The sequence below is a fragment of the Pseudaquabacterium pictum genome, assembly GCF_005403045.1.
Classification (GTDB): Bacteria; Pseudomonadota; Gammaproteobacteria; order Burkholderiales; family Burkholderiaceae_C; genus Pseudaquabacterium; species Pseudaquabacterium pictum.
Map to the genome: position 1 here is coordinate 179,696 of NZ_BJCL01000002.1, position 15,317 is coordinate 195,012.

Annotated in this window: 12 protein-coding genes; 9 read left to right on the forward strand and 3 right to left on the reverse strand. The window is 71.7% G+C overall.

Translation table 11 applies throughout. From position 1 onward, the window contains the following. Window positions 1-2: 2 nt before the first annotated feature. Window positions 3-1,904, reverse strand: coding sequence for a B12-binding domain-containing radical SAM protein (locus FFT10_RS04860; protein WP_137731656.1), 1,902 nt, complete (start codon window positions 1,902-1,904; stop codon window positions 3-5). 82 nt (window positions 1,905-1,986) lie between these two features. Between FFT10_RS04860 and FFT10_RS04865 the strand changes: the two genes are divergently transcribed. The 8 genes from FFT10_RS04865 to FFT10_RS04900 all read left to right on the forward strand — a co-directional run bounded on the left by FFT10_RS04865 (window position 1,987) and on the right by FFT10_RS04900 (window position 11,574). Next, a complete protein-coding gene (locus tag FFT10_RS04865; protein WP_162520694.1) occupies window positions 1,987-3,447 on the forward strand; it encodes a TIR domain-containing protein in 1,461 nt (486 codons plus the stop codon). Between the two features lie 42 nt (window positions 3,448-3,489). Continuing rightward, window positions 3,490-4,704, forward strand: a complete 1,215-nt coding sequence (dapC, locus tag FFT10_RS04870) for a succinyldiaminopimelate transaminase (protein WP_137731658.1) — start codon at window positions 3,490-3,492, stop codon at window positions 4,702-4,704. A gap of 20 nt (window positions 4,705-4,724) precedes the next feature. After that, window positions 4,725-5,558, forward strand: coding sequence for a 2,3,4,5-tetrahydropyridine-2,6-dicarboxylate N-succinyltransferase (gene dapD, locus FFT10_RS04875; RefSeq protein ID WP_137731659.1), 834 nt, complete (start codon window positions 4,725-4,727; stop codon window positions 5,556-5,558). Window positions 5,559-5,588: 30 nt separating this feature from the next. Continuing rightward, complete coding sequence (locus FFT10_RS04880) at window positions 5,589-6,788, forward strand: PilT/PilU family type 4a pilus ATPase (protein WP_137731660.1); 1,200 nt, start codon at window positions 5,589-5,591, stop codon at window positions 6,786-6,788. Window positions 6,789-6,800: 12 nt separating this feature from the next. Next, window positions 6,801-7,955, forward strand: a complete 1,155-nt coding sequence (gene dapE, locus FFT10_RS04885) for a succinyl-diaminopimelate desuccinylase (protein ID WP_137731661.1) — start codon at window positions 6,801-6,803, stop codon at window positions 7,953-7,955. Further along, window positions 7,952-8,845 carry a 50S ribosomal protein L3 N(5)-glutamine methyltransferase gene (gene prmB / locus FFT10_RS04890; RefSeq protein ID WP_137731662.1) on the forward strand — a complete coding sequence of 298 codons (894 nt, stop codon included), beginning with the start codon at window positions 7,952-7,954 and terminating at the stop codon, window positions 8,843-8,845. The genes dapE and prmB overlap by 4 nt, the downstream gene beginning before the upstream one ends. Continuing rightward, complete coding sequence (locus tag FFT10_RS04895; RefSeq protein WP_137731663.1) at window positions 8,842-10,887, forward strand: ABC-F family ATP-binding cassette domain-containing protein; 2,046 nt, start codon at window positions 8,842-8,844, stop codon at window positions 10,885-10,887. The genes prmB and FFT10_RS04895 overlap by 4 nt, the downstream gene beginning before the upstream one ends. 99 nt (window positions 10,888-10,986) lie before the next feature. Beyond that, window positions 10,987-11,574, forward strand: a complete 588-nt coding sequence (locus FFT10_RS04900) for a DUF5655 domain-containing protein (protein WP_137731664.1) — start codon at window positions 10,987-10,989, stop codon at window positions 11,572-11,574. Here the strand turns inward: FFT10_RS04900 and FFT10_RS04905 are convergent. Together FFT10_RS04905 and FFT10_RS04910 are read right to left on the reverse strand one after the other, a co-directional pair. Further along, the gene (locus FFT10_RS04905; protein WP_137731665.1) at window positions 11,556-13,121 is read right to left on the reverse strand and encodes a DUF3482 domain-containing protein; all 1,566 of its coding nucleotides are present in this window, start codon (window positions 13,119-13,121) and stop codon (window positions 11,556-11,558) included. The two genes, FFT10_RS04900 and FFT10_RS04905, sit on opposite strands and share 19 nt — an antisense overlap. Then, window positions 13,118-14,572: a DUF2868 domain-containing protein gene (locus FFT10_RS04910; RefSeq protein WP_137731666.1), complete on the reverse strand. Its 1,455-nt coding sequence runs from the start codon at window positions 14,570-14,572 to the stop codon at window positions 13,118-13,120. Before FFT10_RS04910 ends, FFT10_RS04905 begins: the two co-directional genes overlap by 4 nt. A 199-nt stretch (window positions 14,573-14,771) precedes the next feature. Here FFT10_RS04910 and FFT10_RS04915 point away from each other — a divergent pair, with 199 nt between their 5' ends. Beyond that, window positions 14,772-15,305, forward strand: coding sequence for a MarR family winged helix-turn-helix transcriptional regulator (locus tag FFT10_RS04915; RefSeq protein ID WP_137731667.1), 534 nt, complete (start codon window positions 14,772-14,774; stop codon window positions 15,303-15,305). Window positions 15,306-15,317 lie beyond the last annotated feature (12 nt).

Below are 15,317 nucleotides of genomic sequence, written 5' to 3' on the forward strand. Positions count from 1 at the left end.
GCTCAGGTCTGTTGCAGCGCCCGCGCAATGCGGTCGCGCGCCACCTTGGGCTTGGGCACGCGGATGTCGAACCAGCGCCGCACATCCTGCTCCAGCGCGATGCCGTGCATGTAGTTGTACAGCGCCTTCTTCAGGCCGCGGCCCAGGGCATCGTGGTCCGTGCCCGTGGGGTCGATGAAGCCGATGTCGTTCTTGGCGAAGCTGACTGGCGGCAGCGGCAGCAGCTGCACGCCGTAATCCTGCGGCGTCTGGCCCACCGGTGAATGCACCGTGGTCGAGAAGCGGTGCCAGAAGCCGCTCTGGATGCAGCCTTCGGCGAACAGCTGGCGCACATACTCCAGCGCGTCCACCGTGTCCTGCACCGTCTGCGTGGGAAAGCCGTACATCAGGTAGGCATGCACCAGGATGCCGGCCTCGCTGAAGCCCTTGGTCACCCGCGCCACCTGGTCGACCGACACGCCCTTCTTCATCAGCGTCAGCAGCCGGTCGCTGGCCACTTCCAGCCCGCCACTGATGGCGATGCAGCCGCTGTCGGCCAGCTGCTGGCACAGATCGGGGGTGAAGCTCTTCTCGAAGCGGATGTTGCCCCACCAGCTGATGCCCAGCTGCCGGCGCTGCAGCTCGGCGGCCAGGGCCTTCAGGCTCTTGGGCGGCGCCGCCTCGTCGACGAAGTGGAAGCCGGTCTGGCCGGTCTCGGCGACGATGGCCTCGATGCGGTCGCACAGGGTCTCGGCGGTGGCGGCGTCGTAGCGGGCGATGTAGTCCAGGCTGACATCGCAGAAGCTGCACTTCTTCCAGTAGCAGCCATGGGCCACGGTCAGCTTGTTCCAGCGGCCGTCGCTCCACAGGCGGTGCATCGGGTTGAGCATGTCCAGCAGGCTCAGGTACTGCTGCAGCGGCAGGCCGTCCCAGGTGGGCGTGCCGACATCGTCGAACGCGATGTCAGGCTCGACGAAGTTGGTGTACTTCACCGCGCCATCGACGCGGTGGAAGCTGCGCACCAGGCGCTGGGTGCTGCGCCGGCCCTGCAGGTGCTCCAGCAGCGCCAGCAGTGGGCGCTCGCCGGCGTCCAGCGTCAGGAAGTCGAAATAGTCGAACACCCGCGGCTCGGTCAGTTCACGCAGCTCGGTGTTGACATAGCCGCCGCCCAGCACGGTGGTGATGGCCGCATCGTGGGCCTTGATGGTCTGGGCCATGCGGAAGGCGGCATACACCGCGCCGGGGAACGGCACCGAGATCAGCACCACGGTGGGCCGGTGGCGGGCCAGGCTGTCCAGCGTCAGCTGCTGCAGGTAGGCATCGAGCAGCGTGGGCGGCGCGGCCAGCGCGGCGGCCAGCGGGTCGAAGGTCGGCTGGCTCTGGGCCAGGCTCTCGGCATAGCGGACGAACTCGAAGCGGCTGTCCACCGCCTCCCGCACCACGTCGGCCAGGTCGTTCAGGTACAGCGTGGCCAGGTGGCGGGCATGGTCCTGCACACCCAGCGCACCAAAGGCCCAGGCCAGCGGGCCGGCGCCATCGTCGTCGTACGCCTCCAGCGTGGCAAAGCGCGGGCCTTCGGGCAGGAAGGCGCGGCCGACGATGCGGTGGGCCAGCGTCGGGTCCTGTCCCTGCAGGAAGCGGATGGTCGGCGCGATGGTGCCGGCGTAGCGAGGATAGGCCTCTGCAAAGGCATGCACCCGCACCGTGCGCTCGCCCTGCGGCACCGCGTCGATCTGGCGCTTCAGGTCGGCCAGGCCGGCCGGCGACAGCAGGCGCAACGCCAGCGCCAGGGCCAGGTCGTCCTGCACCGCGTGCACGCCGCGGCCGCGCAGGAAGCCGGTGAGGTAGGCGGTGGAGGGGTACGGCGTGTTCAGCTGCGTCATCGGCGGGATGAGCGACAGCACGCGGAGGTCAGGCGCAGTCATTCTGGGGACGGATTGTCGGCCAGCCCACCCTTGCATGCGGCGCACCACGCTATACGATGGCCCGAAGAGGCGGGGGTGGAGCATGGGCGGCATCTTCTTGAGCTACCGGCGCAGCGACAGCACGGGCTGGGCGGGCCGCCTGCACGACTCACTGGCGCGCGAGCTTCCCGGCACCCGGATCTTCATGGACGTCGAGGAGATCCCGCCCGGCGTCAAGTTCGCCGACTACATCCACGAGGCCGTGGGATCGTGCGATGTGCTGATCGCCCTGATCGGTCCGCACTGGCTCGACACGCGCGACGCCGCCGGCCAGCGCCGGCTGGACAACCCGGACGACTTCACCCGGCTGGAGATCGTGGCGGCGCTGGACCGGGATGTGCGGGTGATTCCGGCCCTGGTGGGCGGCGCGGCGATGCCCAGCCCGGACGACCTGCCGGCCGCGCTGCGCGGCCTGTGCGACCGCCAGAACCTCGAAGTCGACGACCGCGCCTGGGAGGACAGCTGCAAGCGCCTGTGCCGCTCGCTGCGGATCGGCCAGGCCACCGGCGCGGCGCCGGCCGGCGGCCCGGCCACTGCATCGCCACCATCTGCCACCCGGCGGCCAGGCGTGGCGGCCTGGATTGGCGGCTTGGTGGCGGCGGGCCTGCTGGCCGGTGGCATCGCTGCCTGGGCGCCCTGGCAGCGGGCGGATGCGCCCGCACCATCGGCCGCCGCGGTGCCGTCGCCCGGCCCGACCCCACGCGCAACGGCCAGCGCCGAGCAGGCGGACTGGGACCTGATCCAGACCAGCAGCAAGCCGGCGGACTTTGCGCGCTACCTGGTCAAGCACCCGGCTGGCGCGCACGCCGCGCAGGCGCGCAGCCGCGCCGGGCCCTGGATCACCACGCGGGAGGGCTGCCTGGTCGCCGATCCCGATCCGGAGCCGGGCCTCAGCCACAGCTGGGCCGGTGGCTGCGCCTTCGGCCTGGCCGATGGCAATGGCGTGCTGGAGCAGTTCAAGGACGGCAAGTCGCAAGGCACCCCGCATGCGTTGATGCGCGAGGGCGTGCCGGTCGGGCCGGTGCGGCTGGTCGGGCCCGACTTCAGCTACGCCGGCGTGCTGGAGAACGGCAAGCCGACCGGCCGGGGTGTGGTGACCCTGGCGAACGGTTCGCGCGTCGAGGGCAGCTTCGTGCGCGGCGAACTGGTCGGACGCGCCGTGATCGTGGCGGCAGACAAGGGCCGCTACGAGGGCGAGGTGAAGGGCTTCCAGGCGCACGGCATGGGCACCCAGACGTCAGCGCAGGAGCAGTACGTCGGCAGCTCCTTCAACGGCAGGCGCGAAGGCCAGGGCACCCTGGTCTTGCAATCCGGCCTGCGCTACGAAGGTGGATTCATCGCCGGCAAGCCCAGCGGCGCCGGCGTGCTCACCTTCGCCAACGGCAACCGGCTCAGCGGCAGTTTCATCAACGGCCTGCCCGATGGACGCCTGACCTTGACGTCGCCCAGCGGCCAGCGCGCGATCAAAACCTATGCCAACGGCAAGGAAATCCCGGCGCGGTGAGTCGCCCGCGGCGCCGGCGGTGCGGCCCCGATAATCGCTGCCATGAATCCCCTGCTGGGCAAGCTGCACCCCTACCCCTTCGAGCGCCTGCGCGCGCTGACTGCCGGCATCACCCCCAACCCGGCGCTCAAGGCCATCAGCCTGGGCATAGGCGAGCCGCGCCATGCCACGCCGGCGCTGGTGGAAGAAGCCATCGTGGCCGGGCTCAAGGGCCTGTCGGTCTACCCGCCCACCGCCGGCGAGCCGCGGCTGCGCGAAGCCTTCACCGGCTGGCTGCAGCGCCGCTACGGCCTGGCCTTGGACCCGGTCACCCAGGTGCTGCCGGTGGGCGGCAGCCGCGAGGCGCTGTTCGCCATCGCCCAGACCATCGTCGACCCCACGCGCCCCGGCGCCACCGTGGTCTGCCCCAATCCGTTCTACCAGATCTACGAGGGCGCGGCCCTGCTGGCCGGTGCCAGCGTGGTCTATGCCAACAGCGACCCGGCACGCAACTTCGCGGTGCGCTGGGACAGCATCGACGACGCCACCTGGGCCCGCACCCAGCTGCTGTACGTCTGCTCGCCGGGCAACCCCACCGGCGCGGTGATGCCGCTGTCGGAATGGGAGGCGCTGTTCGCGCTGAGCGACAAGCACGGTTTCGTCATCGCCAGCGACGAGTGCTACAGCGAGATCTACTTCCGCGACGAGCCGCCGCTGGGCGGGCTGGAAGCCGCGGCGAAGCTGGGGCGGACCGACTTCCGCAACCTGATCGCCTTCACCTCGCTGAGCAAGCGCAGCAACGTGCCGGGCCTGCGCTCGGGCTTCGTGGCCGGGGATGCGGCGATCCTCAAGCAGTTCCTGCTCTACCGCACCTACCACGGCAGTGCCCTGGGGCCGGTGGTGCAGGCCGCCAGCGTGGCTGCCTGGAACGACGAGGCCCATGTGGTGGCCAACCGAGCGCTGTACCGCACCAAGTTCGCCCAGGTGACGCCGGTGCTGGCCGCCGTCCTGGACGTGGCACTGCCCGACGCCGGCTTCTACCTGTGGGCCGGTGTCCCATCTTCCGATGGCAAACCCGGCGACGACATCCGCTTCGCGCTGGAGCTGCTCGCTCAATACAATGTGGCCGTGCTGCCCGGCAGCCTGCTGGCCCGCACCGCCCAGGGCCACAACCCGGGCACCGGCCGCATCCGCATGGCCCTGGTGGCGGGCACCGACGAATGCCTGGAAGCCGCCCACCGCATCGCCGCATTCACCAGAACCTTCCAACCTGCCTGAGCCGCCAAGGCCGACCGACCATGACCACCGACCTGCAGAACACCATCGACCTGGCCTGGGAAGGCCGTGCCAGCCTGGGCCCCACCACCGCCGACCCATCGATCCGCGAGGCGGTCGACCATGCCATCGGCGAGCTGAACGCCGGCCGCCTGCGCGTGGCCAGCCGAAACGGCGTGGGCGACTGGACGGTGCACCAGTGGCTGAAGAAGGCCGTGCTGCTGAGCTTCCGCCTGAACGACAACCAGCCGGTGCACGCCGGCGCGCTGACCTTCTTCGACAAGGTCCCGACCAAGTTCAGCCACATCGACGAGGCCGCCATCCGCGCCAGCGGCGTGCGGGTGGTGCCGCCGGCCGTGGCCCGGCGCGGCAGCTACCTGGGCAAGGGCGTGGTGCTGATGCCCAGCTACGTGAACATCGGCGCCTACGTGGACGACGGCACCATGGTCGACACCTGGGCCACCGTGGGCAGCTGCGCACAGATCGGCAAGAACGTGCACCTGAGCGGCGGCGTCGGCATCGGCGGCGTGCTGGAGCCACTGCAGGCCAACCCCACCATCATCGAGGACAACTGCTTCATCGGCGCCCGCTCCGAGGTGGTGGAAGGCGTGATCGTGGAAGAGAACTCGGTGCTGGGCATGGGCGTGTACCTGGGCCAGAGCACGCCGATCTTCAACCGCGAGACGGGCGAAACCACCTTCGGGCGCGTGCCCAGCGGCAGCGTGGTGGTCTCGGGCAACCTGCCCAAGACAGCGGCCAATGGCCAGCCCTACAGCATGTACGCGGCCATCATCGTGAAGCGGGTGGATGCGCAGACGCGCAGCAAGACCAGCATCAACGATCTGCTCCGCCCGTAAGAGCACCGCAGCAGCAGGCAAGGCACCGACATGAGCGGCAGGATGGATCGCGTGATGCGCCTGATGGCCGAGCGCCAGGCGTCGGATGTGTTCCTGTCGGCCAACATGCCGGTGCTGATCAAGATCCACGGCCAGATGCTGCAGCTCAGCGACCAGGTGCTGACGCCGCAGCAGCCGCGCCAGCTGCTGGCCGAGGTGCTGAGCCCGCAGCAGCTGGAAGAGCTGGACGACACCGGCGAGCTGAACCTGGCGGTGGCCATCGACCGGGTGGGCAGCTTCCGCATCTCGGCCTTCAAGCAGCGTGGCTCGGTGGCCGGCGTGGTGCGCCACATCCCGCATGTGATCCCGGCACTCGACACGCTGAACGTGCCGTCCCTGCTGGGCCAGCTGGTGCTGGAGAAGCGCGGCCTGATCCTGATGGTGGGCGCCACCGGCTCGGGCAAGAGCACCACGCTGGCGGCCATGCTGGAGCTGCGCAACCGCACCCTGCCCGGCCACATCCTCACCATCGAGGAGCCGATCGAGTTTCTCTTCCAGAGCAAGAAGTGCGTGGTCAACCAGCGTGAGGTGGGCCGCGACACCGAGAGCCTGCAGATCGCGCTGAAGAACGCGCTGCGCCAGAGCCCGGACTGCATCCTGATCGGCGAGATCCGCGACCGCGAGACCATGAGCGCGGCGCTCAGCTATGCGCTGTCGGGCCACCTGGTGCTGGCCACCCTGCATGCCAACAACAGCCACCATGCGCTGGGCCGCATCCTGTCGTTCTACACGCCCGAGGCACGCCCGGTGCTGCTGGGCGACCTGGCCGCCGGCCTGCGCGCCGTCGTGTCGCAGCGCCTGCTGCGGGCCGAGGCCGGCGGGCGCATCCCGGCGGTCGAGGTGCTGCTCAACACCAACCTGGTGGCCGAGCTGATCGAAAAGGGCGACTTCGTCGGCGTCAAGGAGGCGATGGAGAAGTCGATGGCCGACGGCTCCTGCAGCTTCGAGGAAGCGCTGGCGCGGATGATCGGCAGCGGCGTCATCAGCCGCGAGGAAGGCCTGGCCCATTCCGATTCGGTGACCAACCTGATCTGGCGGCTGCAGAACGAATCCGGCCCGGTCTCGCGCGCCACGCCGCGCAAGATCGGCGAGGACGACGACGCGCCCGAGTACACCGATTTCATCGTCGACATCGTGCCCGACGGCTTCGTGCCGCGCCGCGGCGGCGGCTTTCCCACCCTGACGGCCTGAGCGCCTGACCCGATGACCGACGACCTGGCCACGCTGCGCCTGCTGGAACAACTGATCGCCCGCCGCTCGGTCACGCCCGACGACGCCGGCTGCCAGGCCCTGGTGACCGAACGCCTGGCGCCGCTGGGCTTTGCCTGCGAAACCCTGCTGTGCGGGCCCGACAGCTTCCGCGTCACCAACCTGTGGGCGGTGCACCGCGGCAGCCGGCCCGGGCCCACCGTGGTGCTGGCCGGCCACACCGATGTGGTGCCCGCCGGCCCGCTGGCCGCCTGGACCAGCGACCCCTTCGTGCCCAGCCACCGCGACGGCCTGCTCTACGGCCGCGGTGCAGCCGACATGAAGACCTCCATCGCCGCGATGACGGTGGCGGCCGAGGAATTCGTGCAAGCCCATCCCCGGCATGCCGGCAGCCTGGCCCTGCTGTTCACCAGCGACGAGGAGGGCCCCAGCACCGACGGCACGGTGCGGGTGGTGCAGGCGCTGCAGGCCCGCGGCGAGCGGCTGGACTGCTGCATCGTCGGCGAGCCCACCTCGGTCGACCGGCTGGGCGACATGGTGAAGAACGGCCGCCGCGGGTCACTCTCGGCGCGCCTCACGGTGCGCGGCGTGCAGGGCCACGTGGCCTATCCGCAACTGGCGCGCAACCCCATCCACCAGCTGGCGCCGGCGCTGGCCGCGCTGGCCGCCACCACCTGGGACGACGGCAACGAGCATTTCCCGCCCACCACCTGGCAGGTCAGCAACATCCACGCCGGCACCGGCGCGCTGAACGTCATCCCCGGCACGGTGGAGGTGGACTTCAACTTCCGCTTCTCCACCGAGAGCACGCCCGAGGGCCTGAAGGCCCGGGTCGACGCCCTGCTGCAGCAGCATGGCCTGGACTACAGCCTGGCCTGGACACTGGGCGGCTCGCCCTTCCTCACCCGCCCGGGCAGCCTGAGCCAGGCGCTGGGCGATGCCATCGAGGCCGAGTGCGGCATCCGCCCGGTGCTCAGCACCACCGGCGGCACCAGCGACGGCCGCTACATCGCGCCCATCTGCGAGCAGGTGGTCGAATTCGGCCCGATCAACGCCACCATCCACAAGGTGGACGAATGCGTGCGGGTGGCCGACATCACACCGCTGAAGAACATCTACCTGCGCACGCTGGAACGCCTGTTGACATGACCGTCATCGAATTGATCGAGGCCTGCAGCGCCCGCCTCTCAGAGGCGGGCGTTTCATTTGGGCAAGGCACCACCAATGCCTTCGACGAGGCCGCCTGGCTGGTGCTGTGGCGGCTGCAGATGCCGCTGGACGGGCTGGATGACGTCGAAGAGCTGGAGGTGGACGACACCCACCTGGCCGCCGTGCACGCGCTGATCGAGCAGCGCATCAGCACCCGCCAGCCTGCGGCCTACCTGACCGGCGAAGCCTGGCTGCAGGGCGTGCCGTTCACCGTGGATGCGCGCTGCATCATCCCGCGCTCGCTGATCGCCGAGCCCCTGGCCGAGGGCAGCATCGACGCCTGGCTGAGCGACCGCACCCGCCGCGTGCTCGACCTGTGCACCGGCAACGGCAGCCTGGCGGTGCTGGCGGCGATGGCCTGGCCCGAGGTGACGGTGGACGCCGCCGACCTGAGCGCCGACGCGCTGGCCGTGGCCCGGCTGAACGTCGACCGCCACCAGCTGGCCGACCGCATCACGCTGCACCAGGGCGACGGCCTGGCGGCCGTGTCCAACCGGGTCTACGACCTGATCCTGTGCAACCCGCCCTACGTCAACCAGTCGTCGATGGACGCGCTGCCGGCCGAGTTCAACGCCGAACCCGCGCTGGCGCTGGCCGGCGGCGCCGACGGCATGGACTTCATCCGCCGCCTGCTGCAGCAGGCAGCGCTGCACCTCACGCCCGCTGGCGTGCTGGTGCTGGAGATCGGCCATGAGCGGCCGCACTTCGACGCCGCCTTCCCCACGCTGGACGTGGTATGGCTGCCCACCAGCGCCGGTGACGACCAGGTGCTGCTGCTCACCCGCGCGGCCCTCACCGCCCTGCCCTCCACCCTGCCCCTGTCCCCATGATCCAGTTGAAGAACCTGACGCTGCGCCGCGGCGTCAAGGTGGTGTTGCAGAACGCCAGCGTGACCCTGAACCCCGGCGAGAAGGTGGGCCTGGTGGGGCGCAACGGCGCGGGCAAGTCCAGCCTGTTCTCGTTGATCGCCAACCGGCTGCAGGCCGATGCCGGCGATCTGGAGATGCCGCCCACCTGGCGCCTGGGCGAGGTGGCGCAGAACATGCCCGAGACCAGCCAGGGCGCCACCGACTTCGTGCTGGAAGGCGACCTGCCGCTGATGGAGGCCCGCGCCGTGCTGGCCGCCGCCGAGGCCGCCGAAGACGGCCACGCCATCGCCGAGGCCTATGTGCTGCTGGAGCAGGCCGGCACCTTCGACGCCGCCTCCCGCGCCCAGGCCCTGCTGCTGGGCCTGGGCTTCCGCACCGACCAGCTGGATGCACCGGTCAACAGCTTCTCCGGCGGCTGGCGCATGCGGCTGCAGCTGGCCCGCGCGCTGATGTGCCCGGCCGACCTGCTGCTGCTGGACGAGCCGACCAACCACCTGGACCTGGATGCGCTGGTGTGGCTGGAAGGCTGGCTCAAGCGCTACAACGGGTTGATGCTGGTGATCAGCCACGACCGCGAGTTCCTCGACGCGATCACCAACGTCACCGTGCACCTGGACAACGCGCAACTGACGCGCTATGGCGGCAACTACAGCGCCTTCGAGACCATGCGGGCCGAGCGGCTGGAGCAGGCCCAGGCCGCCTTCGGCAAGCAGCAGGAGAAGATCGCCCACCTGCAGCGCTTCATCGACCGCTTCAAGGCCAAGGCCAGCAAGGCCAAGCAGGCACAGAGCCGGGTGAAGGCGCTGGACCGCATGGTCAAGCTGGGCCCGGTGCTGGTGGATGCGGAGTTCGAGTTCAGCTTCCGCCAGCCGCAGAACCTGCCCAACCCGATGCTGACGATGCGCGAGCTGTCGTGCGGCTATCCGAACCTGGAAGCCGGCCAGCCGCCGGTCACCATCGTGCGGCACATCACCCGCAGCGTGATGGCCGGCCAGCGCATCGGCATCCTGGGCGCCAACGGCCAGGGCAAGAGCACCCTGGTCAAGACCATCGCCCATGCGCTGCAGCCGCTGGACGGTGAATTTGCCGAAGGCAAGGGCCTGGCGGTGGGCTACTTCGCCCAGCAGGAGCTGGACCTGCTGAGCGAGGACGACACGCCGATGCAGCGCATGGTGCGCCTGGCCCGCGAGAGCGGCGCCACCGGGCAGGAGGCGCGTGAGCAGGACCTGCGCAACTTCCTCGGCCAGTTCCGCTTTGCCGGCGACATGGTGCACCAGAAGGTGGGCACGCTGTCGGGCGGCGAGCGGGCGCGCCTGGTGATGGCCACCATCGTCTGGGGCAAGCCCAACCTGCTGCTGCTGGACGAGCCCACCAACCACCTGGACCTGAACACCCGCGAGGCGCTGTCGATTGCGCTGAACGAGTTCGAAGGCTCGGTGATGCTGGTCAGCCACGACCGCGCCCTGCTGCGCGAGGTGTGCGACGAGTTCTGGCTGGTCACCTCGGGTGGCGTGCTGCCCTTCGACGGCGACCTGGACGACTACCAGAAGTGGCTGCTGGAAGTGAGCCGGGCCAACGCCCGCGGCCTGCCGCCGCCGCCGGTGCCCGGGCCGGCGCCGATCCTGTCGTCGCCCGCGGTGGCGGCGCCCAGCCTCAGCCCCAAGGCCGTGGCCCGCGCCAGCGCGCCCGATGCCAAGAGCCCCGGCGCCTTCAAGCGCGACAACCCGCAGGACCGCAAGCAGAGCGGCCAGCAGCGCAACCTGATCGCCAACCGCACCCGCCCGCTGCGCGCCGAGGTGCAGCAGATCGACGGCCGCATGGAGAAGCTGGCGGCCGAGCGCGTCAAGCTGGAAGCCGAGCTGGCCGGCGGAAAGCTGAGCGGCCCCGACATCGCCGAGACCGGCCGCCGGCTGAACCACCTGAACGCCGAGGTGGCGATGCTGGAGGAGCGCTGGCTGGAACTGCAGACCGAGATCGAGGCGATCACCGGCGAGGCGGGCTGAGGGCCGCGGCGCGCGCTGCCGGCACTGGCTGTTTGCCGGCAGCGCGCGCATCATCCAGGGTCAACCATCCCCTGGGCGCCAGGGAGACAGGAGACCGCCATGGCCGACCCGGCAGCCGCCACGATCACCCAGCTGAAGAACATCCAGTCCCGCACCGGCAAGTCGATCGCCGAGCTGCAGGATGCCGTCGTGGCCATTGGCGCGGCCAAGCACGGTGAGCGGCGCAGCTGGCTGATGGAACACTTCAAGCTCGGGTACGGCGACGCCAATGCCGTGGCACTGTTCATCGGCAAGCCACTGCCCGACCTGGCAGGCGGCGCGCCCGCCAACGCACCGCCTGCAGCGGCCGACGACCCGCTGGACGCCATCTACAGCGGTGCCAAGTCTGCGCTTCGCCCGCTGCACGACGCCGTGATGGCCCGCGTCCGGGACTTCGGCCCGTTCGAAGAAGCACCCAAGAAGGCCTGTGTCAGCCTGCGCCGCAAGAAGCAGTTCGCGATGATCGGGCCGGCCACCAGGGACAGCGTGGAAATCGGCCTGAATGCCAAGGATCTGCCAGCCCACCCGCGGCTGAAGCTGCAGCCGCCCGGGGGCATGTGCCAGGCCACCACCCGCCTCACGCAGGCGTCCGACATCGATGCAGCGCTGGCCGTCTGGCTGCGGCAGGCCTACGACGCGGCGGGCTGAATGCTGGCAGCCGCACGGCCTGCGGCAGGCCGGAGCGCCGCCACGCGCGCCCCGTCGGGGTACAGCTGGTGCAGCACATCGGCACTGGCCTCGGCCAGCAGCGCCGCCACGGCGGTCTGCCAGCGGTCCAGGTCGGCCGCCGCTGGCGCATCGGCCAGCCAGCCGGCGCGCTCCCGCCACAGCGTCTGAACCGCCGCACGCCGGGCCGCCAGCGCGGCGTCCACCGCCTCGCCCCAGACGGCGGGCGGCTCGGTCGGCTGCCAGTCGCCCCGCCCACGGCCGTGGTGCGCCACCGCCAGGTAGCCCAGCAGCGCGGCGCGCAGCAGGCCGTCGAGCACCGCGTCGTCCCAGGCCAGCAGCGGCGCCTGCACGCCGCGCAGCTTGTTGACGCCACGGGCCGCACCCGCCGCACCCAGCGCCCCCAGCACACCACCGGCCAGCAGGCCGCCACCCAGCGTGAGGCCGCCGCTGGCGATGTCGGCCTTCAGCCCCGCCAGCGCGCCGGCCACCGCGCCACCCCACAGCGCGGCGCGGCCCTCGTCCACCGGCATGCGGCGGGCGAAGTGCCGGGCCAGCTGGTCCAGCACCTCGCCACTGGCCTGGCCGGCCAGGCCGTGCAGCTGGATCAATGCGTCGGTGCCGTGGCGGATGTCGGTGTCCAGGCGCGCGGCCAGCGCGGCCATGGCGCGGGCCTGCGGGTCGGCATCGCCACCGGACGGCAAGCCCAGGGCCTGGCCCAGGCCGGCAGCCAGGCGCTGCAGCGGCGCGCGCCAGCCGGCATCGGGCAAGGTCTCGCGGTCGGCGGCGGCGCGGGCCAGGCGGCCGGCCAGCATGGCCATGGCCTGGCGCCACACCGTCTGCTGGCGCTGCGCCCAGGCAGCAGTCAACCGCTGCATGGCGGGCTGACGGCCGGCCGGCAGCGCCGCCGCCACAGCCTGCAGCAGCACGCCTTCCTGCACCCAGCAGCGGGCAAAGGCGTCCAGCGGCAACACCGCTTGCACCTGGGCGCTGCCGGGCTGCGCCGCCAGGGCCGCCAGGTGGGTCTGCCATTGCTGCAGCTGCTGCACCTCGGCCGCGGCACTGCCGGGCGGGCCCAGCTGGTTCAGCAGCACCACCACCGGCTTGCCCAGCAGGCCCAGCACCTGCAGTTCAGGCGCGAGGTAGCCGGCGTCGTCAGGCTGTTCGGCGGCGTTGACCAGGTACAGCGCCACATCGGCCTCGCCCAGCACATGGCGGATGGCGCGCTGGCTGGCCCAGAACGGCCGGTCGCGCCAACGGTCCCACACCTCGGTCAGCACCCAGCCCAGCGGGTTGCCGGCCTGCGCCAGGCGGCGGGCCAGCCGGCCGCTGTCGCCGAAGCCGGGCGTGTCCCACAGCAGCAGGCGGTCGCCCTCGGGCGACTCGACCAGCAGGTGCGGCTCGGCCACCTCGGTGACATGGGCGGCATCGCGCACCTCGCCCACATCGCGGCCCAGCAGGGTGCGGGCCAGTGTGGTCTTGCCCACGTTGGTGTGCGAGACCAGGCTGATCGACACGGTGTTGGTCATGGCCTGCCCGCCGGCGTGGCCAGCTCGATGAAGCCGGGCACGACGCCCAGGCCCAGCAGCAGTGCCTCCCAGGCGGCGCGGCGCTGGGCCAGGCGTTCGTCGCCATCGGGGCCGGCCAGGCGCTGGCGGTAGCCGGCCATGTCGACGGCCACGCGCAGCTGCGGCCGCGGCGCCGGCGCCGCGGCCAGCGCCTGCACCAGGGCCTGCACCACCGCGCCATGGCTTTCGCGCTCGGGCGTGGCGGTCAGCGCGAACAGCAGCACCAGCAGCGGCGCGGGCTGGCTGGCATCGGACGCGGGCAGGCGGGCGAAAACGGCCGGCAGCCAGTGCGGCAGCCGGTCCTCGTCGCCCAGGGCCAGCGTGGGCTGCACGGCGCACTGCAGGCCGGCGCCCAGCCAGGTGGCCAGCGCCGGACCGACTGCGGCCTGGCGGGCGGCGTCCAGCCGGTAGCTGTAAGGCAGCACGGCCACCGGGCGGGGTGCGGCGCTGCAGCTGTCCAGCAGGCGCTGCAAATCGGGCGCGTCAGGCAACGGCAGGTCGGCCGCCAGCCGGCGGGCCGTGCGCCAGGACCAGCCGGCGAGCAGCAGGCGCGGCAGCACCGCGGCCAGCCCCAGCGTCAGCGCCCAGCGGTGGATCCAGGGCGCGGCGTTCTCGCCGCCGCCGCTGGCCAGGCGCAGGCTGGCCAGCGCAGTGGCATCGGGCAGCGGCAGGCCGGCCAGGGCCGAGGCCGGGCCCAGCAAGCCTTGCAGCACGGCGCCCACCTGGGCCGGCTGCAGGAAGGTGCTGTCCCAGCCAGCGCGGTAGTCGAACACCAGGCCGCGGGCGTACAGCGCCACCACGGCGCCGCCAGCCAGCAGCGCGGCGGCGGCATGCAGCCAGCAGCGGCCGCGCGCTGCCTGCAGCTGCTGGCTGTGGCGCAGCCAATCGGCCGAGAACCGGGCCAGCGCGTCGCGCGCCGGTGCCGGCCAGGTGCTGCGGCCCGGCGTGTGCCGGGCCAGCCAGGCGCCCAGCCGGGCAACGGCCGCACCGGCGCCGTGGCCCAGGCTGGCCGACCGGGGCCGCAGCGCCTGCACGGCCACCAGCAAGACCACCACCAGGTTCCAGGCCAGCAAGCCCAGCAGCGGCATGGCCAGCAGGTTGACCTGGTGCGTCTGGCCCAGGCCGTCGCCCAGCAGGCCGAAGCCCAGCGCGCCGGCCAGCAGCAGGGCTGCCAGCGCAGCCCGGGGCGGCGCCCGGACGGCCTGCAGGGCCGGGCGCAGGGCCGGCTGCCGCTCGGCCAGCCGGGACAGGCCCAGGTGGGCACGGCGGGCCAGCCAGGTGGCGGGCGGGGCGACCGCACCGAGCTGCTGGCGGGCCTCGCGGCCGGCCCAGGCTGCATCGTCGGCGCCGAACAGCGCGGCCTGCTCGCAGGAGCGCATCAGCAGCACGGCACGGGCGTCGGTCTCGGTCATGGCAAGGCCGCAAGCGGAGTGCGGCAACGGTGGATGGGCGGGCGCCTGTGCACTCGGCCGGTGGCGGCATTGTGCCGGGCGGCCGTGCCCAGCCTGGCCCTGCAGGACGGCCCTGCCGGCAGCGGCACACCGGCACGCACCCCGGTCAGCGCCGGTCATTTATATTTCACACAATTCAATTGTGCTCTATCATCGCGCCATGCCACGCCAAACCGCCAGTGCCACAGCAGCCACGCCGGCCACCCACTGGCTGGCGCTGGACCACCAGCTGTGCTTTGCGCTGTACGCCGCCTCGCTGGCCATGACCAAGGCCTACAAGCCGCTGCTGGCACCGCTGGGCCTCACCTACCCGCAGTACCTGGCGCTGCTGGTGCTGTGGGAGGGCGATGGCATCACCGTCAGCCAGCTGGGCGAGCGGCTGACGCTGGACTCCGGCACGCTGACACCGCTGCTCAAGCGCCTGGAGAGCCTGGGCCTGGTGCAGCGCCAGCGCGATGTGGCCGACGAGCGGCGTGTGCTGCTGCGCCTGACACCCGCCGGCCAGGCGCTGCGCGCGCAGGCCGTGGCCGTGCCCCAGGCCATCGCCTGCGCCACCGCCTGCGATCTGCAGCAGATCGGCAGCCTGGCCACCCAGCTGCACCAGCTGCGCCGGCAGCTGACAGCCAGCATGGCCGAACCCGTTTCCCCGCCCGCCGCGTCGGACCCCGCCGCGGCCGTTCCACCCCGGCCCTGACCGCACGGGCCC

Excerpts from the sequence above, each read along its gene's own strand:
- FFT10_RS04860 (WP_137731656.1), bottom strand. The coding sequence starts at position 1,904 with ATGACTGCGCCTGACCTCCGCGTGCTGTCGCTCATCCCGCCGATGACG.
- FFT10_RS04865 (WP_162520694.1), top strand. The coding sequence starts at position 1,987 with ATGGGCGGCATCTTCTTGAGCTACCGGCGCAGCGACAGCACGGGCTGG.
- dapC (WP_137731658.1), top strand. The coding sequence starts at position 3,490 with ATGAATCCCCTGCTGGGCAAGCTGCACCCCTACCCCTTCGAGCGCCTG.
- dapD (WP_137731659.1), top strand. The coding sequence starts at position 4,725 with ATGACCACCGACCTGCAGAACACCATCGACCTGGCCTGGGAAGGCCGT.
- FFT10_RS04880 (WP_137731660.1), top strand. The coding sequence starts at position 5,589 with ATGAGCGGCAGGATGGATCGCGTGATGCGCCTGATGGCCGAGCGCCAG.
- dapE (WP_137731661.1), top strand. The coding sequence starts at position 6,801 with ATGACCGACGACCTGGCCACGCTGCGCCTGCTGGAACAACTGATCGCC.
- prmB (WP_137731662.1), top strand. The coding sequence starts at position 7,952 with ATGACCGTCATCGAATTGATCGAGGCCTGCAGCGCCCGCCTCTCAGAG.
- FFT10_RS04895 (WP_137731663.1), top strand. The coding sequence starts at position 8,842 with ATGATCCAGTTGAAGAACCTGACGCTGCGCCGCGGCGTCAAGGTGGTG.
- FFT10_RS04900 (WP_137731664.1), top strand. The coding sequence starts at position 10,987 with ATGGCCGACCCGGCAGCCGCCACGATCACCCAGCTGAAGAACATCCAG.
- FFT10_RS04905 (WP_137731665.1), bottom strand. The coding sequence starts at position 13,121 with ATGACCAACACCGTGTCGATCAGCCTGGTCTCGCACACCAACGTGGGC.
- FFT10_RS04910 (WP_137731666.1), bottom strand. The coding sequence starts at position 14,572 with ATGACCGAGACCGACGCCCGTGCCGTGCTGCTGATGCGCTCCTGCGAG.
- FFT10_RS04915 (WP_137731667.1), top strand. The coding sequence starts at position 14,772 with ATGCCACGCCAAACCGCCAGTGCCACAGCAGCCACGCCGGCCACCCAC.